The following is a 24,828-nucleotide window of genomic DNA, read 5'->3' as shown; positions in this document are numbered from 1 at the left end:
TCGTGCGTCTGGTGGCGATCGTCGATCCGTCGGGCGACTATCGCATCGAGACGGGCGAGGGCGCCTGACATGCACGTGACCCGGGCAGGCGAGGCGCGCGAATATCACCCGCCGCTGCATCACGGCTGCACCGCCTTGCGGTTGCAGGGGTTGGAGGCGGGCCCTTCGGACTTCGCCTGGGTCGGCCTCAGCCATATCGCGCCCGGCGGCGGTGCGGACATGGATGCCGGACCGGCGGGCAAGATCTATGTCGTGCTGGACGGCGAGGTCACGGTGACGCTTGGCGGTGGCGAAACGGTGACGCTCGGCAAGCTCGACAGCTGCTACATCCCGCCGAACGAGGCGCGCGAGGTGCGCAACGAAGGCGGCGTGCCCGCGAGTATGATCGTCGTGATGCCCGCACCCGTGGTGCAATCATGACGCTGCCCTCGATCGACGTGTCGAAGCTGTTCGACGTGGCGGGCAAGTCCGCCGTCGTCGTCGGCGCGACCGGCGCCTTCGGCAAGGTGGTCTGCGCCACGCTGGGCAAGGCCGGCGCGCGACTGACGATCACGGCCGGCAACGGCGAGGCGTTGGACGAGCTCGGCGCCGAGCTGGCGGTCGCGGGCATCGATGCGACGCGGGTGGCGCGGCGCCCCGACACCGAGGAGGATTGCGCCGCGATCGTCGCGGCGGCCACCCAGGCATACGGATCGATCGACATCCTCGTCGTGGCGTCGGGCACCAACGAGGTCGCGGCGATCGAGGCGATGGCGCCCGAGCGCTTCCGGCGCGTGATGCTCGCCAATGTCGAGGGTGCGTGGCTGATCGCGCGCGCGGCGGGCGCCGCGATGATCGCGCAAGGCACCGGCGGCAAGGTCGTCTTCACCTCGTCCGCGCGCGGCAAGCTGGGCCATCCCGCGGGCTATTCGGCCTATTGCACGTCGAAATCGGCGGTGGACGGCATGACCCGCGCGCTTGGGTGCGAATGGGGCAAGCACGGGATCACGGTGAACGCGATCGCGCCGACGGTGTTCCGATCGCCGCTGACCGCCTGGATGTTCGCCGATGACGACCATGCCAAGTCGGTCCGCGCGGGCTTCCTGGCGCGCGTGCCGGTGGGGCGGCTGGGGGAGCCCGAGGATCTGGCGGGGCCGCTGCTGTTCCTCTGTTCGCGCGCGTCCGACTTCCACACCGGCCATGTCGTCTATCCCGACGGCGGCTATACGGCGGGATAGACTATGCCCAACAAGGTCATCATCACCTGCGCGATCACCGGCGGCATCCATACGCCGACGCTGTCCGACGCCTTGCCCTGGACGCCCGAGGATCTGGCCGCGCAGTCGATCGCGGCGGCGCAGGCGGGCGCGGCCATCCTCCATCTGCACGCGCGCAACCCCGAAGACGGCTCGCCGACCGGCGACCCGGCAGTCTATCAGCGCTTCCTCCCGCAGATCCACGCGGCGACCGACGCGGTCATCAACCTGACGACCGGCGGCAGTCCCGACATGAGTCCCGACGACCGGCTGGCGGCGGCGCTGCATTTCAGCCCTGAGATGTGCTCGCTCAACATGGGTTCGATGAACTTCTCGTTCCACGAGATGGGCCGCAAGATCGAGTCCTGGAAGTTCCCTTGGGAGGCGAAGTACATCGCCGACAGCGAGAAGTTCATCTTCCGCAACACCTTCGCCGACATCCGCCGCGTCGCCGAACTGCTGACCGACCACGGCACGCGGTTCGAGCACGAATGCTATGACATCGGCCATCTCTACAACCTGTCCTACCTGGCCGATCGCGGCATCTTGAAGCCGCCCTTCTTCATCCAGAGCGTGTTCGGTATCCTGGGCGGGATCGGCGCGGAGCCCGACAATGTGGTGTTCATGCGCCGCACCGCCGACCGCCTGTTCGGCAGCGATTACGTCTGGTCGGTGCTGGCCGCGGGGCGCGCGCAGATGCCGCTGGTGACGCAGGCGGCGATGATGGGCGGCAATGTCCGCGTCGGGCTGGAGGACAGTCTGTTCATCGGCCGCGGCAAGCTGGCCGCGAGCAACGCCGAACAGGTGGGCAAGATCAGGACGATCCTGGCCGAACTGGGGCTGGAGCCTGCCACGCCCGACGAGGCGCGCGCGATGCTCGGGCTCAAGGGTCGCGACCGGGTGCGGATCGCGTGACCGCGCGGGTCGCCCTGATCGGCGCGGGGCTGATGGGGGCGGGGCTGGCACGTCTGTTCACGGCGATCGAATGGCCCGTCACGGTGTGGGACCGCGACGCCGCTGCCGCCGCGCAGCTGGCGGGCGACGGCGTCCGGATCGCGCGCGACCTTCGGGAGGCGGTCGCCGAGGCCGAGCTGGTGATCGAGGCGATCGCCGAGATCGCGGAAGCGAAACAGGCGCTGTTCGTCGAACTCGTCGCGCACGCCGGCGCCGATACCATCCTCGCCACCAATTCCTCGGTCATCCCGGTCGGCCTGGTGAGCGCGCGCGTGGGCGATGCGGACGCTCGCCGGATCGTCGGCACCCACTTCTGGAACCCGCCCGACATCATCCCGCTGGTCGAGGTCATCCCCGGCGAGCGTACGGCGGCTGAAACCGTCGAGCGCACGATCGCCTTGCTGACGCAGGCGGGGCGCGAACCCGTTCGCGTTCACGGCGACGTGGTGCCCGGCAACCGCCTGCAACATGCGCTCTGGCGCGAGGCGATGGCGCTGGTCGACGAGGGGCTCTGCTCGCCCGCCGACATCGATCTGATCGTCAAGCGCAGCTTCGGCGCGCGGCTGGCGGTGCTCGGACCGCTGGAGAATGCCGATCTGGTCGGGCTCGGGCTGACCGAGCAGATCCACGATGTCGTCCTGCCGATGCTGAGCCGCGCGACCGCGCCGTCGCCGGCGCTGCGGGCGCGGATCGCGGCGGGATCGACGGGTGTCGCGGCGGGCAGCGGGTTCCATTCGGGTTGGACCACCGCCAGTGTCACCGCTTTGCGCGAACGCCTGTCCGCGCACCTGCGCGCGAGTTTCGGCGCATGACGCTCAATCCCCAACAGCGCGCCGCCGTTCGCAACGAGACGGTCGTCGCGGTCGTCATCAACGCCGTCATCATCACCGCGCTGCTGTGGCTGGCCGGGATAGCGCCGCCCGCGGCCTTGCGCGGCGCCGACGGCCTGCTCGGCGGCATGGCCAAGGGCGCGGGCATCCCCACCTTGCTGATGACGTTGATCGCGACCAAGGTCATCCGCGGTCGCGTGCGCGCCACGCCGGCGCTGGCGCTGCCATGGGCCGATCTGCCCGCGCCGCTGCGCGCGCTGCCGGGCAACCTGGTCCTGCGCGCGGTCGCCATGGCCCTGGTGGCGATAGTCGCGCTGGTCGCGGTCGGCGCGGTCGTGGCGACCCTGCTCGGCATAGTGCCGCTGGACGGGCGCGGGTTCGTGATCTTCAATATCGTGTTCGGCGCGGTGGTGGGACTGGCCACGGCCCCGATCGTGGTCCTGCGCGCGCTCGCGGACGGGCGCGCATGACCATGTTGACGCTGACGCAGGGCAACATGGTCGCTTCAGCCGCGATGGCGGCGGGCGCGGAGCAAGGCTTTGCGCCGCTCTGCTGCGTCGTGCTCGATGCGGGCGGCGCGATCCTGGTCGTGCAGCGGTCCGAACAGGCCGCACCCTACCGCGTCGAGATCGCGCGCGCCAAGGCGGCGGGCTGTATCGGCATGGGGCTGGGCGGTCGGTCGATCGCGACCCGCGCCGCCAAGGTCCCCGCCTTCTACGCCGCGGTCAACGCGCTGGTGCCGCTGGTTCCGGTGCCCGGCGGTGTGCTGGTCCGCTCTGCGACCGGCGAGTTGATGGGTGCCGTCGGGATCAGCGGCGACACCGCCGACAATGACGAGCTATGCGCTTTGGCGGGGATCGCCGCCGCCGGGCTGGTGGCGGAAGCATGACCAGCGTGCTCGCTTATCTGAAGGAACCCGAGCTGAGCGCGTTCGCGGTGGAGCGGCTGGCGACATTGTTCCCCGACACGACGGTCCACAAGGCCGACAATCTCGCCGATGCCGAGGCGGTGATCGGCGATGTGGAACTGCTCGTCACGATCGGGCCTGCGCTCGGCGCGGACGCGGGCGCGTTGTTCCGCGCGGCGCGCAAGCTGCGTTGGGTCCAGACGATCGGCACGGGCACCGACAACATCTTCGGCCACCCCGATCTGCCCGCCCATGTCGCGGTGACCAACGTCCGCGGCGTCCACGGTGCGCAGATGTCCGAGGCGGCAATCGCCGCGATGCTGTCGCTGGCGCGCGACCTTCCTCGCGTGATCGCCAGTCAGCGGGATCGGAGATGGGACCGGTTCGCCCCCCGCCTGCTCGCGGGCGGCACGGTCGGGATCGTCGGCACCGGGGCGATCGCCGCGGCGCTGGCCCCTCGCTGCAAGGCGCTGGGCATGACCGTGGTCGGGGTCAGTGCGAACCCGCGCGCGATGCCGGACTTCGACCGCGTCGAGCCGAGGGCCGATCTGCTCCGCCTGGCGGGCGAACTCGACTGGCTGGTGCTGCTGACCCCCTATTCGGCCGACACGCACCGCCTCGTCGGGGCCGACCTGCTCTCGGCGATGAAGCCGACCGCCTGCCTCGTCAACCTCGCGCGCGGCGGCGTGGTCGATGAAGACGCCTTGCTCGACGCCCTGGATGCCGGACGAATCGCGGGCGCGGCGCTCGACGTGTTCGCGCACGAACCGCTCGATTCCGGCAGCCGGTTCTGGGATCATCCGCGCGTGATCGTGACGCCGCATCTCGGCGGCCTGCACGCCGGTTACGCGGACGAGGTGCTCGCCCTGATTATCGACAACATGCGCCGCTTTCGCGAAGGCGGTCCCGGCGCGCTCGCGAACCGGGTGAACTGATCATGCAGGACGACCGCGTCAACACACCCATACCAACGCGCGAGCTCGAACGCCGCTGGCTGGCGGTGCGCAGCGCGATGGAGCAGGCGGGCATCGACGTCTTGCTGACCCAGGCCAACCAGGATTTCATGGGCGGCTACGTCAAGTGGTTCACCGACCTCCCCGCCACCCAGGGCTATACCGAGATCGTGGTCTTTCCGCGCGATGCGGGCATGACCCTGATCGGGCAGGGACCGTTCGGCATCGACCGGCGCCTGCCGCCCGAAGGCGACGGCCGCCGCCGCGGGGTCGACCGCATGTTGACTGCCGCGATCTACGCCTCGGCCGGCTACACCCACGCCTATGATGCGGACCTGACCGCGAAGGCGCTGGCCGGCTATGCGCGCGCGACGATCGGGCTGGTGGGGTTGTCGACGCTGTCGCATCATCTAGTCGATGCGTTGAAGACCGGTCCGCTCTCCGCGACGAAATTCGTCGATGCGACGGATCTGGTCGACCGGATCAAGGCGATCAAGAGCGCCGACGAGATCGCGGTCATCCGCGAGACCGCCGCGATGCAGGATCGCGCGATGACCGCCGCCTTCGCCGCGTTCCGCCCCGGCGCGCGCGACCGCGACGTGACCGCCGCCGCCGAGTATAGCGCCCTGCGCGAGGGCAGCGAGCAGGGCCTCTATATGGCCGCCTCGTCGCCGATCGGCGTCGGTGTCCAGTTCGCCAACCGCCATTATCAGAATAGGGTCGTCCAGCCGGGCGACCAGCTGTCGTTGCTGATCGAGAACAGCGGAGCCGGCGGCTATTATTGCGAACTGGGCCGCACCGCGACGCTCGGGCCCCCGACCCCGGCGATGCAGGCCGGCGTGGCGTTCGTGCGCGAGGCGCGGGCGTTCATGCTCGACCGGCTCCGCCCCGGCGCCTCCTGTCCCGCGATCTGGGACGAGTATAACGCGTTCATGCGCGCGCATGGCAAGCCCGAGGAAGACCGGCTCCATTGCCATTCGATGGGCTATGACATGGTCGAGCGCCCGCTGGTGCGGTTCGACGAGCCGATGACGCTTGCGGCGAACATGGTCGTGTCGTGTCATCCGACCTGGTTCGACGGCGACGGGCTCCACTGGCTGTGCGACAATTACCTGATCGGTGAGGATGGGACGACACGCCTCCACGCCTTTCCCGAGATCATCACCGAGCTGAACTGAAGGACGACGCCGTGACGCATCTGGCTTTCCCCGACACGCCGGTCTTTCGCGGTTATGCCGCCCCCGTACGGATCGAGGGCGACGTTCATCATCTGGAGGTGATCGGCACCATCCCGCCCGAACTGAACGGCGACTATATCCGCAACAGCGCCGATCATCAGTTTCCCCCGTTGTTCGAGGACGATCTGTTCCTCAACGGCGACGGCATGCTCCACCGCGTGCGTATCGAGAACGGCCGTGCGAGCCTGAAGACCCGCTATGTCGAGACCGAGAAGCTGAAGCTGGAACGCGCCGCGGGGCGGGCGCTGTTCGGGCGCTATCGCAACCCGTTCACCGATGACCCCAGCGTCGCCGGCATCGACCGCGGCACCGCCAATACCTCGGTCGTGTGGCATGGCGGCAAGCTGCTGGCGCTCAAGGAGGCCGCTCGGCCGATGGAGATCGATCGCGACACGCTGGCGACGATCGGCAGCTATGATTTCAACGGGACGCTGAAAAGCCAGACCTTCACCGCGCATCCCAAGATCGACCCGGCGACGGGCGAGATGGTCGCCTATGGCTATTTCGTCGAGGGCAAGGCGGACACGCTGGTCGAAATCTACTTCATCGGCGCCGACGGCATGTTGACGCGGACCGAACGGTTTCACGCGCCTTACGCCTCGATGATCCACGACTGCCTGTTGTCGGAACACTATATCGCCTTCACGATCTGTCCGATGGTGTGCGACTGGGACCGCGTGCAGGCGGGGGAGGCGTTCTTCCATTGGGACGACACCCGCCCGACGACGGTCGCGGTCGTGCCGCGCGCGCCCGGTGGGGCGGGCAACGTCCGCTGGTTCGACAGCCCGACGCCGGTCATGCAGACGCACACGTTCAACGCGTGGGAGGAGGGCAGCCTGCTCCACCTCGAACATTTCATCACCCAGACCGGCTGGCTGTCGCAATTCCCCGACATCAACACGCCGGGCGCGCGCGAGCAGCCGCCCTTCGCCTATCGCTGGACGATCGATCTGGAGTCGAACACCGGGGGTTTCACGGCGGAGAAGATGTTCCCGCACATCGGCGAGATGCCGATGATCGACCTTCGCCATGCGACGACGAAGACGCGGCATTTCTGGTTCGGGACGAGCAATACCGAGCTTGGACCGATGCTGCCCTTCGGCCCCAAGGGACCGCCGTTCACCTGTATCGGGCATTTCGACGCAGGCACCGGTGCGCTCGATTACTTCTATGCGGGACCCGACAGTTCGCCCGAGGAACCGGTGTTCGTGCCGCGGAGTCCCGACGCGCCCGAAGGCGATGGCTGGCTGGTGACGATCGTCGGGCGGCGCGCGGAGAACCGCACCGATCTGGTCATACTCGACGCGTTGAACCTGCGCGCGGGTCCGGTGGCGACCATCCGCTTTCCCACGCGCGTGCACGAGGGTTTCCACGGCATCTGGATCCCGCGGTGATGCGCGCGGCGGCCTAGACGAACATCGCCAGCACGCCGGCCTCGGTCGCGGGGCGGGGAATGGTGAAGGTGATCGGTTTCCAATCGGCGGCGGCCGGGCGTTCGAGGCATTGGGTCAGCCATGCCGCGATCGACGGATATCGCGCGATTGGCACCCCCGCGATCGGCACCAGCGTCATGACCGCCGCGACGTTCAGATCGGCGACGGTAAAGCGATCGCCGAGCAGGTAGGGGCGGTCGCAAAGATGCGCTTCGAGCACGCGGAACGGCCGGTCCAGCTTCGCGCACGCCATGGTCGCCTGCGCGGCATCGCGCGCGCCTTCGGGAAAGAGCAGCAGGTTCGCCGCCGCCAGCAGCAGCGGTTTCTCCACCTCGGTCGCCACCCAGAAGCTCCACTGCGTCATCCGGGCTTCTTCGGTCAGGTCGCGGGACGATAATCCGCTCTGCCACTTGCGCGCCAGATGGAGATTGATCGCCAGCGATTCGAACAGGACCAGCCCATCGTCCACCAGCGCGGGAACGCGGCCGTTCGGGTTGATCGCCAGATATTCCGGCGTCCGCGTCGCACCGCCGCGAAAGTCGGTGGGCACATGCTCGAACGGCAGCCCGAGCTCCTTGAGCATCCACATCACGCGGTGCGCGCGCGAGAACGGGTGGCCGTACAAGGTCAACATCGCGGGAGTTCCGTCAGAAGCGGAAGCCCGCGCGCACGCCATAGGTGCGCGGCGGGCGCAGGATCACGATGGGCAGACCCGCCGCCGGCTGGACGAAGCCCGACGCGCGCACCGCCTCGTCCTCGATATTCTCGATATAGGCGCCGACGGACAGCCGGCCGTCGTCGGTCCGGTAGGTGAGCGATGCGTAGGAGACCATGGTGTCGGGCTGAAACTGGCCCGGCAGGTACTCCTCGGCGACGAAATATTCCGACTGAAGCCGCGTGCCCAGGATCGCGTCGATCCCGCCGCGACCTTCGCCGAGCTCGAAGGTCCGCTGATAGCTGGCGTTCAATACCCATTTGGGCGTCTGCGCCAGCGGGAAGCCCGCGCAGTCCACCGTCGCGAACCGCTGCCCCGACACCGGATCGACGCCGGGCGTCTGCGGGCAGCTGACCGCCGCCCGGCTGCCCGGTGCGCCCGGCAACGAGACGTTGTAGACGAGCTCCTGGAACTCGCTGAACACATATTGGAGGTTGACGTTCAGCCGGTCGTTGCGCGTCGGCCGCCAGAGCAGGTCCGCCTCGGCCCCGTAGATCTTCGCCTTGCCCGCATTTTCGGTGATGATCGAGAATCCCGCCGGGCGGATCGGCCCCAGATGCGTGATCTGCTTGTCGTTGTATCTCCAGTAGAACGCCTCGAGGTTGAGCTGGAGCGTGTTGTCGAGGAACCGGTTCTTGGACCCGAGGGTGAATGCCTGGATGGTCTCGGGCGCGAAGGTGTTCTGGGGCAGCGAGGGGTAGAAGCCGCCCGCCTTGAACCCCGTCTCGATGCTGGCGTAGAGCAGCGACGCGTCACCCGCGTCGAACTCGACGCCCGCCTTGTAGGTCAGCTTGTTGAATTCGAGATCGCCCGAAAAGGGACCGGTGCACGTGCCGGCGGGGATGTCGAACGTGCCCGGCGTCGGACAGGTCTGCGCATAGAAGGCGGCCGGCGGTCCGGGGAAGCCTGTCGGAAGCGCGGGCAGGCGCGTGATGTTGATGCCGGTCTGCGACTTCTTCTCGTTGGTATAGCGCAGCCCGCCCGTGGCGCGGAACCGTTCCGTCAACGAAACCGTTACCTGCCCGAAGGCCGCGAGGCTGCGGACGGGCAGTCCGGGCGAGGTCGTGATCGTACGGGTGAGTCCCTGGTTGGCGTCGACGAACAAGGTCGAGTCGTCGTCGAAAAAATAGCCGCCGACGACCCACTTCACCGCCGAGTCGCCGGGCGATGCCAGGCGAACCTCCACCGAGGTCTGCTCCGACCGCTCGGTCGAGGTGAGCGGGAAGCCGCCGGCATAGGCCTTGAAGTCGTTGCGGGTGAACCGATAGGCCGGGATCACGGTCAGGTTGGCGAAGCCGGCGTCGTAATTGATGGTCGCGTTCACCCCCCATGCGTCCAGGTCGACGAAGCCGTCATCCGCGATCGGCGGCAACAGCGTCGGGTTGCGTCCCCCGCTGATCGCGAGCGACGCACCACGCAGAAGCGCGTTCGATTCCGGCGAGGTCGGCCCGCGATAGGGGTCGTCATTGTCGAGGAACCCGTTCGCGGTCGAGAATACGGCGCCGGGGCCCTTGCCGCCCTGATGGATATAGTCGGCGGACAGATTGATGCTCAGCGCATCGCTCGGCTCGAGCAACAGCTGCGCGCGGACCGCCTGCCCGATGTCGTCGAGATAGCCGTCACTGAGATAGCCGTCGCGGTGCACCACCTGCGCGGCGACGCGTAACGCCGCCTTGTCGCCGATCGGCAGATTGATCATCCCCGACGCGCGAACGAGGTCATAGGTGCCGACCTCCATGTCGACGCTGCCCGCAAGCGCCCCGAGCTGCGGCCGGGCGACGATGACGTTGATCGCGCCGCCGGTCGCGTTGCGGCCGTACAGCGTGCCCTGCGGGCCCTTCAGCACCTCGACGCGTTCCAGGTCGAAGAACAATCCGTTGGGCGCGGCCGAGCGGGCCAGATAGACGCCGTCGAGATTGATCGCGACCGCAGGCTCGGAATAGATGAACGGCGCGAAATTGCCGACGCCGCGGATCGTGACCTGCGTTCCACCGGCGCCCAAGGGCGATAGCTGGAGGGCGGGAATGAGCTTGGTGAGGTCCTGCGGCTGGCTGACGCCCGCGTTGCGGATGGCCGCGCCGTCGACCGCGCTGATCGCGAGCGCGGTGCGCTGCAGGCTTTCGGAGCGGCGCTGCGCGGTGACGACGATGTCGCCGATGCCATCGGCTTCGGGCGTCGGGATCGTGCCGACCGCGCCTTGCTCCGCGGCTTGCGTCGGGACGCCCGTTGGCGCCGCGGCGTCGCCCGGTGCCTGTGCGGCGGGGGATGCCGTCTGCGCAGCGGCGCTGGACGCAATGGCGAGCGCGGCGAAACCGGCGGTGGTCAGGAAACCCTTCATGCACATCCTCCTACGGCCTTGGCGGCCTAAGCCGATCCCCTGCGCCCCCGATCGTGATGTCGGCATGTCCCGGCGCGGAGGCGCTGGGAAAGGTCGCGGAAAACCTGTTCGACTTCCTGCCAGATAAACCGTAATACGGTCAAGACGTATCGCGATGCGGTGCAATAAAATGTCGTGAGAGGAGAGATCATGCGCTTTTCCGAATGTTCCAGGCTGCTGGACCCGGCGCCCATGCCGTTGGAAATGGGCTTTGAACGCCTCGACGACGGCGTGCTGCACGTCGCGATCCGGACCGACATGCCGCGCTGCACCGGCGCGATGTTCGAATGGTGGTTCGGGTTTCGCCCCGGAACGCGCGAATATATCTGGTGGCACCCGACCGATCATGTCGCCTCCGAATGGGCCGAGACGCGCGAGGGCACGCATGTCGGATCGATCCATCATGCGACGGAACGCTTTACCGGCAGCGAGCCCGAGCAGCTTGCGATCCAGTTTCGCGATCCCGACGAGTTCTTCGAACCCGAGGCTCTGGCCGCGGCGCGCGCGGCCGGCGCGGTGACGGGCCTGATCTGTGCGCATGGCGGCCCCGGCCCGGAGCCCAAGCGGAAGCCCGACGGATCGGTGATCGGCACGCGCCTTATCCACCTGTGTCGCGACACCCCGTGGGGCATGGCGCTGCGCACCCATTTCTTCATGGGACACGATATTCCGGGCATGGGGGCGCCCAGGGCGGTGCTGGAGGAGATGTTCCCCGACGATCTGGCGCCGAGGCTGTTGCAGCATTGCTATGACGAGTTCAGCACGCTCGCCCGGTTCCTGCCGTCGCTTTATGAGGCCGAACGCCGCGACCAGGTTCCGCCGACTCCGCCCTGGTAAGTCTCAGGCGAGCGTTTCGCCCGGCAGCGATTCGGTGTCGATCTGTGGCAGTTCCGCCAGCCGTTCGATCTCGAGGATCGGAAATGAAGTGAGGTCGCTTCGAAGGGTTGCGGAGTTCACCGCTCGCCGCCTTCATCGGACCCTGCTCATCGGTCTGCCGATCAGCTGCGGCGAACCCAGGAGACGGCGGGCCGCAGGCCGTCATCGAGGCCGCACAAGCATCGATCATCTCGATCAGCCGTAACGGCCCGGTGATGGCCCGGCTCCGCGCGCTACGGCCCCGCCGCCCTCTTGAGGTCACCAACCCACTAAAAGAAAGAGGGAAAATGGTGCTGCCGGTGAGGATTGAACTCACGACCTCAGCCTTACCAAGGATGCGCTCTACCACTGAGCTACGGCAGCACTCGACCCGAACGGGCGAAGCGCGCCTAGAGCGGAGCGGGGCGGCATTGTCAAGGCGGGGGCCAGGGGCGATAGGCGGGCCATGGCGGAGAAGGACGGATGAGCGAAACGGACGACAAGGCGGCGCGGCTCGCGGCGCAGCTCAGGGCGAACCTGCTGAAGCGGAAAGCGCTGGCGCGCGAGCAGGCGGATCAGCGCAAGCCGAGCATCGAGCCCAAGGCATAGGCCGCGTCGCCGCACCCATAGGCCGCCATCAGCGCGGTCGCGCCGACCGCCAGCCACACCGCGCCGGTCAGGATCCGAGCGGCGAACATTTTTCCTCCAACCATGCCCTGTCCTCTCCCACGAGCCGGGGGCCGATGATCTCGGCCACCCTGGCATGGTAGCGATCAATCCATGTTACCTCCGGTGCCGTCAATAGGGCCGGATCGATCATGGTCCGCTCGATCGGGGCTAGGGTGAGCGTCTCGAAACCGAGCATCGGGCGGTCGGCGCCGGGGATGTCGCGCGACTCGACCAGGACGAGGTTCTCGATGCGGATGCCGTATCCGCCGGGCTTGTAATAGCCGGGCTCGTTGGAGAGCATCATGCGTGCGCGGATCGGCTCCATCGCCGCGCCGCCGGGATAATTGGGCGCGGCGATGCGCTGGGGCCCCTCGTGCACCGACAAATAGGCGCCGATGCCGTGGCCGGTGCCATGGGGATAGTCGAGCCCGGCCTCCCAGAGCGGGCGGCGCGCGAAGGCGTCGAGATGACCGCCGAGCGTGCCGTCGGGAAAGGTCGCGGTGGCGAGCGCGATATGGCCCTTCAGCACGCGGGTGAAACGGTCGCGCATCTCGGGTGTGGGATCGCCGATGGGCATCACGCGGGTCACGTCGGTGGTGCCGTCGGCATATTGGCCGCCCGAGTCGATCAGGAACAGCTGCCCGCGCTCGATCGGCGCGTTCGATCCCTCGGTGACGTGGTAATGCGGGATGGCGCCATGCGCGCCCGTGGCCGAGATGGTCGCGAAGCTGGTGTCGAGCAGCGCGCCCGTCGCCCGGCGGTATTCGAGCAATTTGGCGGCGGCGGAGAGTTCGGTCTGGCCGCCCTTGGGGCATTCGATCTCGACCCAGCGCAGGAAGCGGGTGAGCGCGGCGCCGTCGCGGACCTGGGCGGCGCGGTGGCCGGCGATCTCGGCGTCGTTCTTGAGCGCTTTGGCCAGCACCACGGGATCGCGCAGGGGGACGACCGTCGCGCCATGGGCTTCGAGCGCGTCGAAGATCGCGGCGACCGCGCGCTCGGGGTCGGCGACGACGCGTTTCCCCGCCAGGTTCGACGCGTTCGCCACGAAATCGGTCTTTTCATGCACCCGGACCGCATTGCCGAGATGCTGGCGCACGGCATCGTCGAGCTTCTCCCGCGCGACGAACAGGTCGGCGGTGCCGTCGGCATGGACGATGGCATAGGACAGGGCGACCGGGGTGTGATCGACATCCGCCCCGCGCAGGTTGAGCGCCCAGGCGATCGAGTCGAGCGCCGACAGCACTACCGCATCGGCGCCGCGCGCGGTGAGCCAGTCGGCGATGTCGGCGCGCTTGGCCGCGGTGCCCAGGCCGGCCAGTTCGTCGGGCTGGACGGTCAGCCTGGCAGGCGAGGGGGCGGGGCGGTCGGTCCAGATCGCGTCCACGGGGTTCGCGTCGACCGCGACCAGGGTGGCGCCGCTGTCGGCCAGCGCCGCCGCGAGCGCGCGGACATCGGCGCGGGTGTGGAGCCAGGGGTCGTAGCCGATGCGCTGCCCCGTTTCGGCGTGCTCGCCGAGCCAGGCCGCGACGCTCGATTCGGGAACGCCGACATAGGCCCAGTCGGCGGCGGACACCTGTTCGCGGACCTGGGTCGTGTAACGCCCGTCGGTGAAGATCGCGGCCTCGTCCGCCAGCACGACGGCGGTCCCGGCCGAGCCGCCGAAACCGGTGAGCCAGGCGAGCCGCTGGGCATAGGCGCCGACATATTCGCTCATATGCTCGTCGGTGAGGGGGACGACGAAGCCGTCCAGCCCCTGGGCGAAGAGTTGGGCGCGGAGGGCGTGGAGGCGGTCTGTGTGGGTGGACATGGCGTGGGCGGACCTGAACGGGTTTGGGAGGAATCGGCGCTGACGCGCTCCGACTGCCAGATCGCGCCGCTCCGGGACAGGGGGGAGCCGCGGCGGCGGGTCAGCCCGGCCCGGCCACGCCGATCGCGCGGAGCAGGATCGCCTGGACGAGCATCACCGCGAGCCAGGTTCCGGCGTCGGCCAAGGCGCGGGGCCAGCCGACGCGGCGCGTGACCAGGGTCACCGACACGGTGGGGAGGACGAACCCCACCCAGATGATGAAGGCGCTGCCCAGCGCGACGGTCCAGACCCCGGCCTCCACGGGCGCGAGGATCAGCGCGCCCGCCAGGATCGCCGCAAGCCAGGACAGGAGGACGAAGGTCGCGGCGAGGATGACGGGGGTGGTGCGACCGCGCCAGGCGAGGGCGATCAGCACCGTGCCCGCGAGCCCGGCGACGAGGATGGGAAGGGCGTTGACGAGGATATAGGACATGGGGGGGCTCCGCTGGAATCCAGGGGGAGAACGCTCAACCGGCCATCAGGGTAGCGAGCCGGCGGCCCGACGCCCAAGCGGCCTCGACGCGCGGCGCGAGGAGCCAGTCGCCGCAGGCGCCCAGCCCCGCGCCCGCGTCCCAGAGCGCACCGCGGGCGTCCGCCGGCGGGCGGCTGCGGGCATAGCGCCAGCGATGCGCGGCGAGATGGACCGGAGGGGGCAGCGCGGCGCCGAGATGGCGCGCGAGCAGGTCGATAAGCGCGGCGGCGACCTCGTCGGGCTCGTCCTCCAGATGCGCCTGGGACCAGTCGGGATCGGCCTGGACCACCCAGGTCTCGCCCCCCGCGCGGCCGGGCTTGGCGCCGTCGCGCGCGGCCCAGCCGATCGCCCCGGCGTTGCGGATCACGTCGGCCGCGACCGGCAGCGGCGCGTCGAAGGCGGCCATGACGGTCCAGCAGGGGAGCGTGCGCGACGCCGCGGCGGTCGCCGCGAAGCCGGGCCGGTGCGGCGCGAGGAGCGGGGCGGCCTGTTCGGCGGGCAGCGCGATCACGACCGCATCGAACGGCTCGGCCGCGTCGACGCCCTCCAGCACCCAATCACTACCATCGCGGCGGAGCGCGTCGACCCGCGCGGACCAGCGGACGTCGTGCCCCGCCGCCATCGCGCGGACGGGGGCGCTCATGCCGGGGGTGCCGACCCAGGCATCGGGCCCGGCGGCGGGCCAGGGGGCGACGACGCCCGCCGCTTCCCAAGCCTTTACCTGCGCCAGGAAGGCGGGATCGCGCGCGGTCAGGTATTGGGCGCCGTGATCGAAGGCGCCGTGCTCGGTGCGGCGGGTGGACATGCGGCCGCCCGGGCCGCGCCCCTTGTCGAACAAGGCTGTGCCGTAACCGGCGGCGACGAGCGCGTCGGCGCAGGCGAGCCCGGCCATCCCGGCCCCGACGATCGCGACGCGCATGATCTTTCCCCAGGTTACGCGGGCGGGTGGCCGCGCCTATGTGTCGCCCCATGGCACAGGTGACGGTCTGGTACGACGGGGGTTGCCCGTTATGCGTGCGCGAGATCGCGCTGATGCGGCGGCTCGACCGGGGACGCGCGATCGAATGGGTGGATGTGGCCGATGGTGACAGCGTCTGTCCGATCGACCGCGCGACCCTGCTGGCGCGCTTCCATGCGCGCGAGGGTGCGACCGTCCATTCGGGCGCGGCGGCGTTCGCGGCGATGTGGCGGGCGATCCCGGTGCTGCGGCCCTTGGGACTCCTCGCGCGGCGACCGGCCGTGCTGCGGGTGCTGGAGGCGAGCTATGGCCGCTTCCTGCGCGTGCGCCCCGCGCTCCAGCGCTGGATGCGGCGCTGACGTCTTCGGGCGTGGTGGAGGCGTCTTGCGCCTCGAACCGCGTCTTTTCTATAATCCGCCCAGGCCGGGTCGGCGCGGCTCGACCCGTCGGTTGTCCATGAGGCGGGGGGCGCGTGAACGACGATCTGCAGCGATTGATCGGGATGATCTATGAAACGGCGGGTGATCGACAAGGATATGACCAGGTCGCGTCGGAGATGCTGCGACTGACGAACTCCCGCCTGATCCTGCTGCCGGTCTATGATCGAGCGCGGCGGAGCATCGTGGCGGCGGTTCATTTCGGCGATATCACGGGCCGGGTGGAAACCGGCCTGCACGATTGGGTCGCGGGGGCGTTCGCGAGCGATCCCACCATCGCCTTCACCGCCGCCAATCCGGGTGCGACGATGTTCGCGACCGATCTCCACATGACCCGCGAGGCGCATCGGCACGACGATTTCATCGCCTGGTCGCGCGATCGCATCGGCACGGGGCATTGGACCGCCGTCTTCGCCGAGCGCGACGGCGCGCAGTTCGGCGCATCGGTCCATGCGCGCGGTGCGGACGAGCCACATGACGCGCGCGAGCGCGCGATCTTCGTCGCCCTGTTCGATCACCTGACCCGCGCCCAGCGGATGGGTACGCGAACCTTGGACCTGGGGCTTTCGGATGAGGTGACGATAACGCTGAACGCGGCCGGAAAGGTCACCGGCGCCACCCCGGCCGCCGAGGCGATGCTGACGCGTGGCGCCGGTATCACGGTGCGCGGCGGCGAGCTGTCGCCCACCGCACCCGCGAAGAAGCACGAGTTCGACGCGTTGATCCGCGCCGCGTTGCGGGGCGATCCGGCGCGTCGACGGGAGGGCGGGATGATGTTGCCGCTTCCCGGCGGCGAGAAGGAGATCGTCGTGCTGGTCGCGCCGGGCCGCGACTATGCCGTACCGTTGGACCTACATTTCGGCGCGGTGGTCCGGATCGTCGACCCCGAGGCCGCGCCGCGCCGATCGGCGGCGCGGGTGCGCCGGACGTGGCGGCTGACCGAGGCCGAAGCCCGGCTGGCCGACATGCTGCTGGAGACGCGGTTCGATCTGCGCGCCGCCGCCGACCGGCTCGGCGTCACCTATGCGACCGCGCGCACGCAGCTTGCCCGCGTGTTCGCCAAGACGGGAACGCACAGCCAGCCCGAGCTGGCGCGCTTGCTGACGCGCCTGCTGGGCTGACCGCGTCGCCTCGCGTCAGAAGCGGAAGCGGAGTCCTGCCGTGAACAGGTTGGTCTTCACCTTGCCGATCCGCACGCCCGCGTCGGGGAACTCGTCGTCGGTGATGGTCGTGCCGTTGGTCTGTCGACGACGATAATCGACCGACAGCGATACGCCCGGCGACACGTCGAACGCCACGCCCGCTCCGAGCTGCCAGGCGAAGCGTGCCTTGCCCTCGCCGTCCAGCTCATAGCCGGCGATGCCGAGACCGCCGCCCGCATAGGGCGTCACGACCGACCCCGTCGGAATGTCCAGCCACAGATTGGCCAGCGCGCTGAGCTGGCGCAAGCGGCTGCCGTCGAACGTGAAGCTGTTGCCCGACCCGCCGCAGCTATCGGCTTCCAGATAATCGCAGACTTCCGCGCGGTCGGCGGCGTCCAGCGTGACCGTCTGACCGTTGATGTTGCGCAGCTCGAGCCCCTTCACCCTGTTGCGCGAATAGTTGAGCTCGATGTCGCCGCGAACGGTGCCGAAGTCGTACCCGATCGCCCCACCAAAGGTGAATGCGTTCTTCAGGTCGACCCGGAAGGCGGCGGTGTCGGTGGCGCCGCTGCCGCCGAAGGTGCCGCCCTCGTCGAAATAGCCGACATTCACGTCGTTCACCCCGGCCACGCCCGCATGGAGCGAGACATAGGCGCCGCGCGCATCGGTATCGACCGGGGCCTCCTGCGCGGCGACCTGGGTCGCCATGAACGCGCCCGTCAGCGCGAGCGCCGAGGCATAGCTTCGGATAGTCATCATTCCCTCCCTTTTCAGCTCTGTACAGTCGGTGAGCCCCCCACGAGAGCGCGCCCGCGAACTTGTTAGGAAAGGGAGCGAAACCTCCGCATCCTTCAAATGATGTATTCTGGTCATCCTTGTCACACTGTTGCGGGGCGGTGACAGGAAGGGCCATGCCCGCCGCGATCGCCGGCGGGTTGAGCGTGTCACCTCCCGCCTCTAGAGCCGGACGGGATGACCGATATTCCTCCCCCCGTCGCCGAGCGGCGTCCGTACAGTTTCACCATCCACGGCACGACCGTCGAGGACCCCTATCACTGGCTGAAGGACCCGAACTATCCGGAGGTCGAGGACCAGGACGTGCTCGCCTATCTCAAGGCCGAGAACGCTTATTTCGAAAGCGTGATGGCGCCGCACCGGCCGCTGATCGACCGACTCTATGAAGAGATGAAGGGGCGCATCAAGGATGACGAATCCTCCGTGCCGCAAAAGGATGGCGACTGGCTCTACTGGACCGCGTTCGAGACGGGGGGGCAGTATCGGTTGTGGTGGCGCAAGCCCGTCGCCGGCGGGCCGGACCAGCTGCTGCTGAGCGAGCCCGAACTGGCCGAGGGGCATGAATATTTCCGGCTGGGCGCGTTCGCGGTGTCCAATGACGGGCGGCATTTGGCCTATGCGATCGACGACAGCGGCGCCGAGCGGTTCGAGGTGCGCGTCAAGAACCTGGAAACGGGCGAGCATCTGCCCGAGGTGATACCGGGGATGCTGTCCGACATCGTGTGGACCGCCGACGACAGCGGCTTCCTCTACGGTGTCGCCAACGAGCAATGGCGCACCGACAATGCGCGCTTCCACCGGCTGGGCACCCCCGTCGCGCAGGATGTGGAGCTGTTCAAGGAAGCGGACGAGGGGTTTCGCGTGGCGGTGGCGGAAACGTCGTCGCGGGCGTGGATCGTCATCGGCACGGGCGACCATGTGACGAGCGAGGTGCGGCTGCTGCCCGCGAACGATCCGCTCGCCGAGCCGATCCTGGTCGCGCCGCGGCTGGTCGGGCGCGAGTACGATGTCGACGAGCATGAGGGCACCCTGTTCATCCACACCAACGACATCGACCCGCAATTCCGGCTCTGCACCGCACCCGTCGCCGATCCGGGCCGGTGGACCGAGCTGATCGCGCCGTCCGCCGATTTCTACATGACGGGCGTCGAATGCTATCGCGACTTCTTCGTCGTCGAGGGGCGCGAGGACGGGTTGGATCAGGTGCTGATCCATTCCTATGACGGCGGCGAGTCAAAGCGCATCGCCTTTCCCGAAGCGAGCTATGCCGCCGGGCTGGGCGACAATCCCGAATATCATGTCGAGAAGCTGCGGCTCGGCTACGAGTCGATGGTCACGCCGGGCACGGTCTACGATTATCACCTCGCGACCGGCGCGCTGGAGACGCTGAAGGTGCAGGAGATTCCGTCGGGCTATGACGGATCGCGCTATCGCACCGAGCGGCTGAAGATCGCGGCGCGCGACGGGACGCCGGTGCCGGTGTCGATCGTCTACCCCGCCGACTTCCCGCGCGACGGGACTGGGCGCGTATTCCTCTATTCCTATGGCGCGTACGGCCATGCGATCCCGCCGGGTTTCTCGACGGGGCGGCTGTCCTTTCTCGACCGGGGCTTCGCCTATGCGATCGCGCATATCCGGGGCGGGGACGATCTGGGGCAGCAATGGTATCTGGACGGCAAGCTGGAGAAGCGGGAGAACACCTTCAACGATTTCGTCGATGTCGCGCGCGGGCTGATCGCGGAAGGCTGGACCGCCGAGGGGCGGATCGCGATCGCGGGCGCCTCGGCGGGGGGCGAGCTGATGGGGGCGGTGGTCAATTCCGACCCCGAACTCTGGGGGGCGGTGATCGCCGACGTGCCCTTTGTCGACGTGCTCAACACCATGCTCGACGCCGACCTCCCGCTGACGCCCGGCGAATGGCCCGAATGGGGCAATCCGATCGAGGACCCGGCGGCGTTCGCGCTGATCCGGGGGTACAGCCCGTACGACAATGTGCGCGCCCAGGCCTATCCGCCGCTGTTCATCTCCGGCGGGCTGAACGATCCGCGCGTGACCTATTGGGAGCCCGCCAAATGGGCGGCGAAGCTCCGCGCGACGAAGACCGACGACAAGCTGCTGCTGCTCAAGACCAATATGGGCGCGGGGCATGGCGGCAAGTCGGGGCGGTTCGACAGCCTGCGCGAGGCGGCCGAGGAACATGCCTTCGTGCTGTGGCAGATGGGCGTGGAGGGGTGACCTTCCGGCGCGTCTTCACCGCCGCGCCGGAGGACATCGACGAGCTGGGTCATGTCAACAACGCGGTCTGGGTGCGCTGGGTGCAGGAGATCGCGGTCGCGCATTGGGAGGCGGTGGCGCCGCCCGAGCACCGGCTGGCCTATGTCTGGGTCGTGGTGCGGCACGAGATCGATTACCGGGGCAACGTCGCCGTCGGCGAGCGGGTGACGGGCGAGACCTGGGTCCCCGATCCGCCACGCGGCGCGCGCTTCGACCGGCGGGTGCGCTTCGCCGGCGCGGACGGGCGAGTGAAGGTGGAGGCGGTGACCAGCTGGGCGCTGCTCGACCGCGCGACCGGGCGGCTGCTGCGGATCAGGCCCGAGGTGGCGGCGCCGTTCCTGGCCTGAAGTCCTCCCCCGCCAGGGGGAGGGGGACCACTCGCGTTCTTCACGCGAGTGGTGGAGGGGGAGGACTCCCCGACGGTCGCCCGGTCCTCTCCCTTCACCGCTTCGGGGTTCCCTGCCCCTGGCGGGGAGAAGTGGGGGCTCGTGATGGCAGCGATAGGCGGGCTTCGGTTTCCGCTACGATGAGGCGAAGCGCCGCGTCGAGGTCGCGAAGGATCGCCGAAGCCGTGATGCGGAGCGTGCTGACGCCGTGCTCGGACATCCACGCATCGCGCGCAGCGTCGCGCTCGGGGCGGTCACCGCGACCATGAGCCTCGCCGTCCACCTCGATGGCCAGTTTCGCCGGCGCGCAGTAGAAATCCAAGGTGTAAGGCCCCGCCGGGTGGCTTTTGCGCCAGCGGATCGACTCTCTGCGGAGTTCGCGCCAGAGCAGGATTTCGGGAAGGCTCATGTCGCGGCGGAGGGCTTTGGCTTGGCGCTTGCCGCTATCGTCGCTGGTCAGGCGCATTCTGTCCTCCCCCTCCACCACTCGCTTCGCGAGCGGTTCCCCTCCCCCTGGCGGGGGAGGACTTGATTACCCGCTATTCCTCAGCGCCGTCGCGATGGCGTTGATCGACAGCAATATCCCTTCCTCCACCCGCGCGTCGGTCTCGCCGGCGCGGTGGCGTTTCAGGAGCTCGATCTGGAGGAGGTTGAGGGGTTCGATATAGGGGAGGCGCAGGCGGATGCTCGCGTCGAGGGCGGGGTGCTTGTCAAGCAGGCGCGACTGACCGGTGACGCGCAGCAGGGCGTCGTGGGTCAGGTGCCATTCGTCCCGGATGCGGGTGAAGATGCGCGTCCGCAGCCCCTCGTCCTCGACCAGGGCCGCGTAGCGGGCGGCGACCGCCATGTCGGATTTGGCGAGCACCATCTCCATATTGGCGAGCGTCGCGGCGAAGAGCGGCCAGCCCTCCGCCATGTCGGCGAGGAGCGCGGGGTCGCCCTGCGCCAGCGCGGTGCCGACGCCGTACCAGCCCGGCAGCATGACGCGCGCCTGCGCCCAGCTGAACACCCAGGGGATGGCGCGCAGATCCTCGATCCGGTCGGACTTGGTGCGGCTGGCGGGGCGCGAGCCGATCTTGAGCCCGGCGATCTCCGCGATCGGGGTGAGCTGGCGGAAGAAGGTGCGGAAACCCCGGTCGTCGCCGTCCTCGCCATAGACGAGGTCGCGATAGCCCCGGAACGCGGCGGCGGAGGCGGCGTCCATCGCGGCGGCGAAGCGTTCGTTCTCGGCATCGGACAGGCGCGGCGGCTCCAGGCTGGCGAGGAGGGTGGCCGATGCCATCGCATCCAGATTCGCCATTGCGCTGTCGCGGGTGCCGTATTTGCCCGCGATCACCTCGCCCTGTTCGGTGATGCGGATGCGGCCCTGGACGGTGCCGGGCGGCTGGGCGCGGATCGCGGCGAAGGCGGAGCCGCCCCCGCGCCCGACCGCGCCCCCGCGCCCGTGGAAAAGCTGCATCGCGACCCCCGCCTCGGCGAAGACGGGCGCCAGCGCGGCGGAAGCCTTGGACAGGCTCCAGGTCGATGTTAGATAGCCGCCGTCCTTGTTCGAATCGGAATAGCCGATCATCACTTCCTGATGCCCGCGCGCCCTGGCGATCGCGGCGACCTCCGGGATGGCGAGCCAGTCGCGCATGATGGCGGGGGCGGCCTCCAGATCCTCGATCGTCTCGAACAGCGGCACGGCCATGATCGCGGCGGTAGGCGGATCACCGGGTCGGTAGAGCCCGACCTCCTTCAGCAGCAGATGGACCTCGAGCAGGTCGGACACCGACCTGGCCATCGACACGACATAGTTGGTGATCGCGGCGGGACCGTAGCGCGCATGCGACTCGGTGGCGGCCTGGAGGATGGCGAGTTCGGAGGCGGTTTCCGCCGAATAGGCAGTGAAGCGGCTGGCGAGCGGGCGGGGGCCGGCGAGCTCGCGGCGGAGCAGCGCGACGCGATCCTCCTCGGGCAGCGCGAGATAATCGGGCTCCACCCCGGCGACGCGGAGCAGCTCGGCCACGACCCGTTCGTGGACCGCCGAGTTCTGGCGCAGGTCGAGCGTGGCGAGGTGGAAGCCGAATATCTCCACCGCGCGGATCAGCCGGCCGAGCGCGCCGCCCGACGACAGCGCCTCGCCGGTCGCGGCCAGCCCCTTGGCGATGGCGACGAGATCGGCGCGTAGCGTGGCGGGGTCGGGATAAGCGTCGCCCTTCAGGGCGCCGGGACGGGGCGCGGGCTTGCCGGTCAGGTGGAGATGCGTGGCGGCCAGGCGGGCATGGATGCCCGACAGGGCGCGGCGATAGGGCTCGTCGGCGCGGCTGGCGGCGGTGTCGCCCGATCGGTCGGCGAGCGCGCAGACGCCGCCCGGCACCTCGACATGGTCCGCCGAGATGGACAATTCGGCGCCGAGCGCGTGGACCGCGTCCAGATAATGGCCGAGCACCGCCTCGCAGGCGCGGGCGAGCGCGGCGCGGAGCGAGGCGGCGTCGACATAGGGGTTGCCGTCGCGGTCGCCGCCGATCCACGAACCGGGGCGCAGGAAGGAGGGCACGCGAAAGCCGAGCGCCCGGTCCCAGCGCTGGTAGAGCGCGGGCAGGGTGGGCACGAACACGTCGCGCAGATAGCTGAGCGCGGTCTCCACCTCGTCGGACACGTAGAGGCGCTCGCGGCGCAGCACCCGCGTCCGCCAGAGCAGCGCGATCTGGCGGGCGACGCCTTCCTCGATCAGGTCGCCGTCCGGCGTCTCGGTCAGCCCCCGGTCGCGCAGCGCCAGCAATTCGGCGATGCGGTTGCGGTGGTCGATCATGCTCTTGCGCCGGACCTCGGTCGGGTGGGCGGTGAGCACGGGGGCGATCAGCGCGGTGGATAGCAGCTTCTCGACCGCCGCATGGTCGATCCCCTGTTCGGCCAGGCGGTGGAGCGCGCCGGCCATGTCGGCCTGCGGCCGGCCCGCGGCGGCAGAGCCGCCGTCGGACGACGGGCTCCGCCCCTCGCCGGCCGGGCCGAAGCCCTGACGGTCCTCGGCCAAATTGGCGAGCATCGAGAAGAGCATGAAGCCGCGCACGAAATCGAGCGTCTCGTCCAGGTCGAGCGCGTCGAGATGGAGGTCGAGCGCGCGGGCCTCCCCACCGCCGCGATGCCGATCGACCGAGGCGCGTCGGATCGACTCGGTCGCCTCGAACAGCCGGTCGCCGCCCTGCGCGCGGATCACGTCGCCGAGCAGCGTCCCCAGCAGGCGCACATCGGCGTTGTTGGCGATGGGGGGCAGGTCGGCGGCGGGGGAAGGATGGGCCATGGGCCGATGCTGCGACGCGGCGCGGCGCCCGTCAATCGGCCCGTCGTCTCAGCGCCTCACTCGACGGCGAGGGTGCCGTTGCGGGTGGTTTCCTGTTCCTCGGAGGTGACGGTGCCGTCCCGGTTCAGGTCCATGCGGTCGAACCGGTCCATGGCGCGGGTGGTGAACTCGCCCTTGGTGATCTCCCCGTCGCGATTGGCGTCGGCGCGGACGAGCCGCGAGTCGACGCGGGGAAATTCCTGATCGGTCAGCTTGCCGTCGGCGTTGCGGTCCAGCGCGGTGAAGCGACGTTCCTGCTGGCCGCCCCAGTCGAGGCGCGAGGTGACGGCGGGTGGGGTGAAGTTGGCCGCACGCGCATCGGCGGCGGCGCGTTCCGCTTCATGATCGTTGCAGGCCGCCAGAGCGAGCAGCATCGTTCCAACCACCATCAGCCGCATCGACCATGCTCCCTCTAGGCTTCGAGTTCGATGTCCCAGTAGAGCCAGTCGCGCCAGGTGTCGTGGAGATAGTTGGGCGGAAAGGCGCGGCCATGTTCCTGGAGCTGCCAGCTGGTCGGGCGGATGGGATCGATGTGGAGCGGCATCGCCGCCTGTTTCGGGGTGCGGCCGCCCTTTTTCAGGTTGCACGGCGCGCAGGCGGTGACGACATTCTCCCAGGTCGTGCGCCCGCCCTGTGCGCGCGGGACGACATGATCGAAGGTCAGTTCGCGGTGGCGTCCGCAATATTGGCAGTGGAAGCGGTCGCGCAGGAACAGGTTGAAACGGGTGAAGGCGGGAAATTGCGACGGGCGCACGAACTGCTTGAGCGCGATCACCGAGGGGAGCTTCAGCGCGGTATGCGCGCTCCTGACCTCGCGTTCGTAATGCGACACGATGTCGACGCGGTCGAGGAACACCGCCTTGACCGCGGTCTGCCAGGGCCACAGGCTCAAGGGATAATAGGAAAGCGGGGTATAATCGGCATTGAGGACGAGCGCGGGACAGCCGTCCGGATGGCGGATCAGGTCGGGATGAAACACGGCTCCTCCCCAGGTTCGTACCGATGCGCCCCTGCCCGGACGCGGTGACGG

The 24,828-nt window shown here is 69.0% G+C and carries 26 protein-coding genes and 1 tRNA gene; 15 read left to right on the top strand and 12 right to left on the bottom strand.

All coding sequences use genetic code 11. The annotated features are described in order from the left end of the window. Positions 1-69: 69 nt before the first annotated feature. Genes VF592_RS04600 through VF592_RS04560 form a run of 9 tightly spaced genes read left to right on the top strand, consistent with a single transcriptional unit; the run spans position 70 to position 7,511 of the window. The gene (locus VF592_RS04600; RefSeq protein ID WP_331004433.1) at positions 70-420 is read left to right on the top strand and encodes a cupin domain-containing protein; all 351 of its coding nucleotides are present in this window, start codon (positions 70-72) and stop codon (positions 418-420) included. After that, complete coding sequence (locus VF592_RS04595) at positions 417-1,217, top strand: SDR family NAD(P)-dependent oxidoreductase (RefSeq protein WP_331004432.1); 801 nt, start codon at positions 417-419, stop codon at positions 1,215-1,217. Before VF592_RS04600 ends, VF592_RS04595 begins: the two co-directional genes overlap by 4 nt. A gap of 3 nt (positions 1,218-1,220) precedes the next feature. After that, on the top strand, positions 1,221-2,150 hold the full coding sequence (locus VF592_RS04590; protein WP_331004431.1) for a 3-keto-5-aminohexanoate cleavage protein: 930 nt from the start codon (positions 1,221-1,223) through the stop codon (positions 2,148-2,150). Beyond that, entirely contained in the window at positions 2,147-3,001 is an 855-nt protein-coding gene (locus VF592_RS04585) for a 3-hydroxyacyl-CoA dehydrogenase family protein (RefSeq protein ID WP_331004430.1), read from the top strand. The genes VF592_RS04590 and VF592_RS04585 overlap by 4 nt, the downstream gene beginning before the upstream one ends. Continuing rightward, on the top strand, positions 2,998-3,489 hold the full coding sequence (locus VF592_RS04580) for a hypothetical protein (protein WP_331004429.1): 492 nt from the start codon (positions 2,998-3,000) through the stop codon (positions 3,487-3,489). The genes VF592_RS04585 and VF592_RS04580 overlap by 4 nt, the downstream gene beginning before the upstream one ends. Further along, positions 3,486-3,908 carry a GlcG/HbpS family heme-binding protein gene (locus VF592_RS04575; RefSeq protein WP_331004428.1) on the top strand — a complete coding sequence of 141 codons (423 nt, stop codon included), beginning with the start codon at positions 3,486-3,488 and terminating at the stop codon, positions 3,906-3,908. Before VF592_RS04580 ends, VF592_RS04575 begins: the two co-directional genes overlap by 4 nt. Further along, positions 3,905-4,861 (top strand): D-2-hydroxyacid dehydrogenase, encoded by a 957-nt coding sequence (locus tag VF592_RS04570; RefSeq protein ID WP_331004427.1) that lies wholly within the window; start codon positions 3,905-3,907, stop codon positions 4,859-4,861. Before VF592_RS04575 ends, VF592_RS04570 begins: the two co-directional genes overlap by 4 nt. A 2-nt stretch (positions 4,862-4,863) precedes the next feature. Continuing rightward, positions 4,864-6,057 carry a M24 family metallopeptidase gene (locus VF592_RS04565; RefSeq protein ID WP_331004426.1) on the top strand — a complete coding sequence of 398 codons (1,194 nt, stop codon included), beginning with the start codon at positions 4,864-4,866 and terminating at the stop codon, positions 6,055-6,057. A gap of 11 nt (positions 6,058-6,068) precedes the next feature. Then, entirely contained in the window at positions 6,069-7,511 is a 1,443-nt protein-coding gene (locus VF592_RS04560) for a carotenoid oxygenase family protein (protein ID WP_331004425.1), read from the top strand. Positions 7,512-7,524: 13 nt separating this feature from the next. Here the strand turns inward: VF592_RS04560 and VF592_RS04555 are convergent, their stop codons facing one another. Continuing rightward, on the bottom strand, positions 7,525-8,184 hold the full coding sequence (locus VF592_RS04555; RefSeq protein ID WP_331004424.1) for a glutathione S-transferase family protein: 660 nt from the start codon (positions 8,182-8,184) through the stop codon (positions 7,525-7,527). 13 nt (positions 8,185-8,197) lie between these two features. Continuing rightward, positions 8,198-10,603, bottom strand: coding sequence for a TonB-dependent receptor (locus tag VF592_RS04550; RefSeq protein WP_331004423.1), 2,406 nt, complete (start codon positions 10,601-10,603; stop codon positions 8,198-8,200). A 189-nt stretch (positions 10,604-10,792) separates the two neighbouring features. On the opposite strand from VF592_RS04550, the gene VF592_RS04545 reads away from it, so the two are divergent. Continuing rightward, positions 10,793-11,479 (top strand): DAPG hydrolase family protein, encoded by a 687-nt coding sequence (locus tag VF592_RS04545; protein WP_331004422.1) that lies wholly within the window; start codon positions 10,793-10,795, stop codon positions 11,477-11,479. Positions 11,480-11,806: 327 nt separating this feature from the next. On the opposite strand, the gene VF592_RS04540 is transcribed toward VF592_RS04545, so the two are convergent. Then, positions 11,807-11,881: transfer RNA gene (locus VF592_RS04540), tRNA-Thr, on the bottom strand. Between the two features lie 99 nt (positions 11,882-11,980). Here VF592_RS04540 and VF592_RS04535 point away from each other — a divergent pair. Then, entirely contained in the window at positions 11,981-12,106 is a 126-nt protein-coding gene (locus VF592_RS04535; protein WP_331004421.1) for a hypothetical protein, read from the top strand. Here VF592_RS04535 and VF592_RS04530 read toward each other — a convergent pair. The 4 genes from VF592_RS04530 to VF592_RS04515 all read right to left on the bottom strand — a co-directional run bounded on the left by VF592_RS04530 (position 12,073) and on the right by VF592_RS04515 (position 15,403). Then, on the bottom strand, positions 12,073-12,195 hold the full coding sequence (locus VF592_RS04530; protein WP_331004420.1) for a hypothetical protein: 123 nt from the start codon (positions 12,193-12,195) through the stop codon (positions 12,073-12,075). The genes VF592_RS04535 and VF592_RS04530 overlap by 34 nt on opposite strands. Next, on the bottom strand, positions 12,174-13,973 hold the full coding sequence (locus VF592_RS04525) for an aminopeptidase P family protein (protein WP_331004419.1): 1,800 nt from the start codon (positions 13,971-13,973) through the stop codon (positions 12,174-12,176). Before VF592_RS04525 ends, VF592_RS04530 begins: the two co-directional genes overlap by 22 nt. A 100-nt stretch (positions 13,974-14,073) precedes the next feature. Beyond that, positions 14,074-14,445 carry a hypothetical protein gene (locus VF592_RS04520; protein WP_331004418.1) on the bottom strand — a complete coding sequence of 124 codons (372 nt, stop codon included), beginning with the start codon at positions 14,443-14,445 and terminating at the stop codon, positions 14,074-14,076. Between the two features lie 34 nt (positions 14,446-14,479). Then, positions 14,480-15,403, bottom strand: coding sequence for an NAD(P)/FAD-dependent oxidoreductase (locus tag VF592_RS04515; protein ID WP_331004417.1), 924 nt, complete (start codon positions 15,401-15,403; stop codon positions 14,480-14,482). A gap of 50 nt (positions 15,404-15,453) precedes the next feature. Between VF592_RS04515 and VF592_RS04510 the strand changes: the two genes are divergently transcribed. Next, positions 15,454-15,801, top strand: a complete 348-nt coding sequence (locus tag VF592_RS04510) for a DUF393 domain-containing protein (protein WP_331004416.1) — start codon at positions 15,454-15,456, stop codon at positions 15,799-15,801. A 113-nt stretch (positions 15,802-15,914) separates the two neighbouring features. After that, positions 15,915-17,000 (top strand): hypothetical protein, encoded by a 1,086-nt coding sequence (locus VF592_RS04505; protein WP_331004415.1) that lies wholly within the window; start codon positions 15,915-15,917, stop codon positions 16,998-17,000. Positions 17,001-17,015: 15 nt separating this feature from the next. On the opposite strand, the gene VF592_RS04500 is transcribed toward VF592_RS04505, so the two are convergent. Then, a complete protein-coding gene (locus VF592_RS04500) occupies positions 17,016-17,780 on the bottom strand; it encodes an outer membrane protein (protein WP_331004414.1) in 765 nt (254 codons plus the stop codon). 213 nt (positions 17,781-17,993) lie between these two features. Here VF592_RS04500 and VF592_RS04495 point away from each other — a divergent pair, with 213 nt between their 5' ends. Together VF592_RS04495 and VF592_RS04490 are read left to right on the top strand one after the other, a co-directional pair. Continuing rightward, positions 17,994-20,051 carry a S9 family peptidase gene (locus VF592_RS04495; protein WP_331004413.1) on the top strand — a complete coding sequence of 686 codons (2,058 nt, stop codon included), beginning with the start codon at positions 17,994-17,996 and terminating at the stop codon, positions 20,049-20,051. Next, complete coding sequence (locus VF592_RS04490; RefSeq protein ID WP_331004412.1) at positions 20,048-20,437, top strand: acyl-CoA thioesterase; 390 nt, start codon at positions 20,048-20,050, stop codon at positions 20,435-20,437. Before VF592_RS04495 ends, VF592_RS04490 begins: the two co-directional genes overlap by 4 nt. A gap of 94 nt (positions 20,438-20,531) precedes the next feature. Here VF592_RS04490 and VF592_RS04485 read toward each other — a convergent pair whose 3' ends face one another. The 4 genes from VF592_RS04485 to VF592_RS04470 form a co-directional block, all read right to left on the bottom strand. Continuing rightward, positions 20,532-20,942 (bottom strand): endonuclease domain-containing protein, encoded by a 411-nt coding sequence (locus VF592_RS04485; RefSeq protein ID WP_331004411.1) that lies wholly within the window; start codon positions 20,940-20,942, stop codon positions 20,532-20,534. 66 nt (positions 20,943-21,008) lie between these two features. Then, entirely contained in the window at positions 21,009-23,759 is a 2,751-nt protein-coding gene (gene ppc / locus VF592_RS04480) for a phosphoenolpyruvate carboxylase (protein ID WP_331004410.1), read from the bottom strand. 56 nt (positions 23,760-23,815) lie between these two features. After that, positions 23,816-24,196, bottom strand: coding sequence for a hypothetical protein (locus tag VF592_RS04475; protein ID WP_331004409.1), 381 nt, complete (start codon positions 24,194-24,196; stop codon positions 23,816-23,818). Positions 24,197-24,210: 14 nt separating this feature from the next. Next, positions 24,211-24,777, bottom strand: a complete 567-nt coding sequence (locus VF592_RS04470; protein WP_331004408.1) for an HNH endonuclease — start codon at positions 24,775-24,777, stop codon at positions 24,211-24,213. Positions 24,778-24,828 lie beyond the last annotated feature (51 nt).

This window comes from Sphingomonas sp. (assembly GCF_036388435.1).
Classification (GTDB): Bacteria; Pseudomonadota; Alphaproteobacteria; order Sphingomonadales; family Sphingomonadaceae; genus Sphingomonas.
This window is presented reverse-complemented; position numbering and strand designations above follow the sequence as displayed.

Excerpts from the sequence above, each read along its gene's own strand:
- VF592_RS04600 (WP_331004433.1), top strand. The coding sequence starts at position 70 with ATGCACGTGACCCGGGCAGGCGAGGCGCGCGAATATCACCCGCCGCTG.
- VF592_RS04485 (WP_331004411.1), bottom strand. The coding sequence starts at position 20,942 with ATGCGCCTGACCAGCGACGATAGCGGCAAGCGCCAAGCCAAAGCCCTC.
- VF592_RS04550 (WP_331004423.1), bottom strand. The coding sequence starts at position 10,603 with ATGAAGGGTTTCCTGACCACCGCCGGTTTCGCCGCGCTCGCCATTGCG.
- VF592_RS04475 (WP_331004409.1), bottom strand. The coding sequence starts at position 24,196 with ATGCGGCTGATGGTGGTTGGAACGATGCTGCTCGCTCTGGCGGCCTGC.
- VF592_RS04555 (WP_331004424.1), bottom strand. The coding sequence starts at position 8,184 with ATGTTGACCTTGTACGGCCACCCGTTCTCGCGCGCGCACCGCGTGATG.
- VF592_RS04565 (WP_331004426.1), top strand. The coding sequence starts at position 4,864 with ATGCAGGACGACCGCGTCAACACACCCATACCAACGCGCGAGCTCGAA.
- VF592_RS04510 (WP_331004416.1), top strand. The coding sequence starts at position 15,454 with ATGGCACAGGTGACGGTCTGGTACGACGGGGGTTGCCCGTTATGCGTG.
- VF592_RS04575 (WP_331004428.1), top strand. The coding sequence starts at position 3,486 with ATGACCATGTTGACGCTGACGCAGGGCAACATGGTCGCTTCAGCCGCG.
- VF592_RS04595 (WP_331004432.1), top strand. The coding sequence starts at position 417 with ATGACGCTGCCCTCGATCGACGTGTCGAAGCTGTTCGACGTGGCGGGC.
- VF592_RS04590 (WP_331004431.1), top strand. The coding sequence starts at position 1,221 with ATGCCCAACAAGGTCATCATCACCTGCGCGATCACCGGCGGCATCCAT.
- VF592_RS04535 (WP_331004421.1), top strand. The coding sequence starts at position 11,981 with ATGAGCGAAACGGACGACAAGGCGGCGCGGCTCGCGGCGCAGCTCAGG.
- VF592_RS04580 (WP_331004429.1), top strand. The coding sequence starts at position 2,998 with ATGACGCTCAATCCCCAACAGCGCGCCGCCGTTCGCAACGAGACGGTC.
- ppc (WP_331004410.1), bottom strand. The coding sequence starts at position 23,759 with ATGGCCCATCCTTCCCCCGCCGCCGACCTGCCCCCCATCGCCAACAAC.
- VF592_RS04545 (WP_331004422.1), top strand. The coding sequence starts at position 10,793 with ATGCGCTTTTCCGAATGTTCCAGGCTGCTGGACCCGGCGCCCATGCCG.
- VF592_RS04530 (WP_331004420.1), bottom strand. The coding sequence starts at position 12,195 with ATGTTCGCCGCTCGGATCCTGACCGGCGCGGTGTGGCTGGCGGTCGGC.
- VF592_RS04570 (WP_331004427.1), top strand. The coding sequence starts at position 3,905 with ATGACCAGCGTGCTCGCTTATCTGAAGGAACCCGAGCTGAGCGCGTTC.
- VF592_RS04500 (WP_331004414.1), bottom strand. The coding sequence starts at position 17,780 with ATGATGACTATCCGAAGCTATGCCTCGGCGCTCGCGCTGACGGGCGCG.
- VF592_RS04525 (WP_331004419.1), bottom strand. The coding sequence starts at position 13,973 with ATGTCCACCCACACAGACCGCCTCCACGCCCTCCGCGCCCAACTCTTC.
- VF592_RS04495 (WP_331004413.1), top strand. The coding sequence starts at position 17,994 with ATGACCGATATTCCTCCCCCCGTCGCCGAGCGGCGTCCGTACAGTTTC.
- VF592_RS04515 (WP_331004417.1), bottom strand. The coding sequence starts at position 15,403 with ATGCGCGTCGCGATCGTCGGGGCCGGGATGGCCGGGCTCGCCTGCGCC.
- VF592_RS04520 (WP_331004418.1), bottom strand. The coding sequence starts at position 14,445 with ATGTCCTATATCCTCGTCAACGCCCTTCCCATCCTCGTCGCCGGGCTC.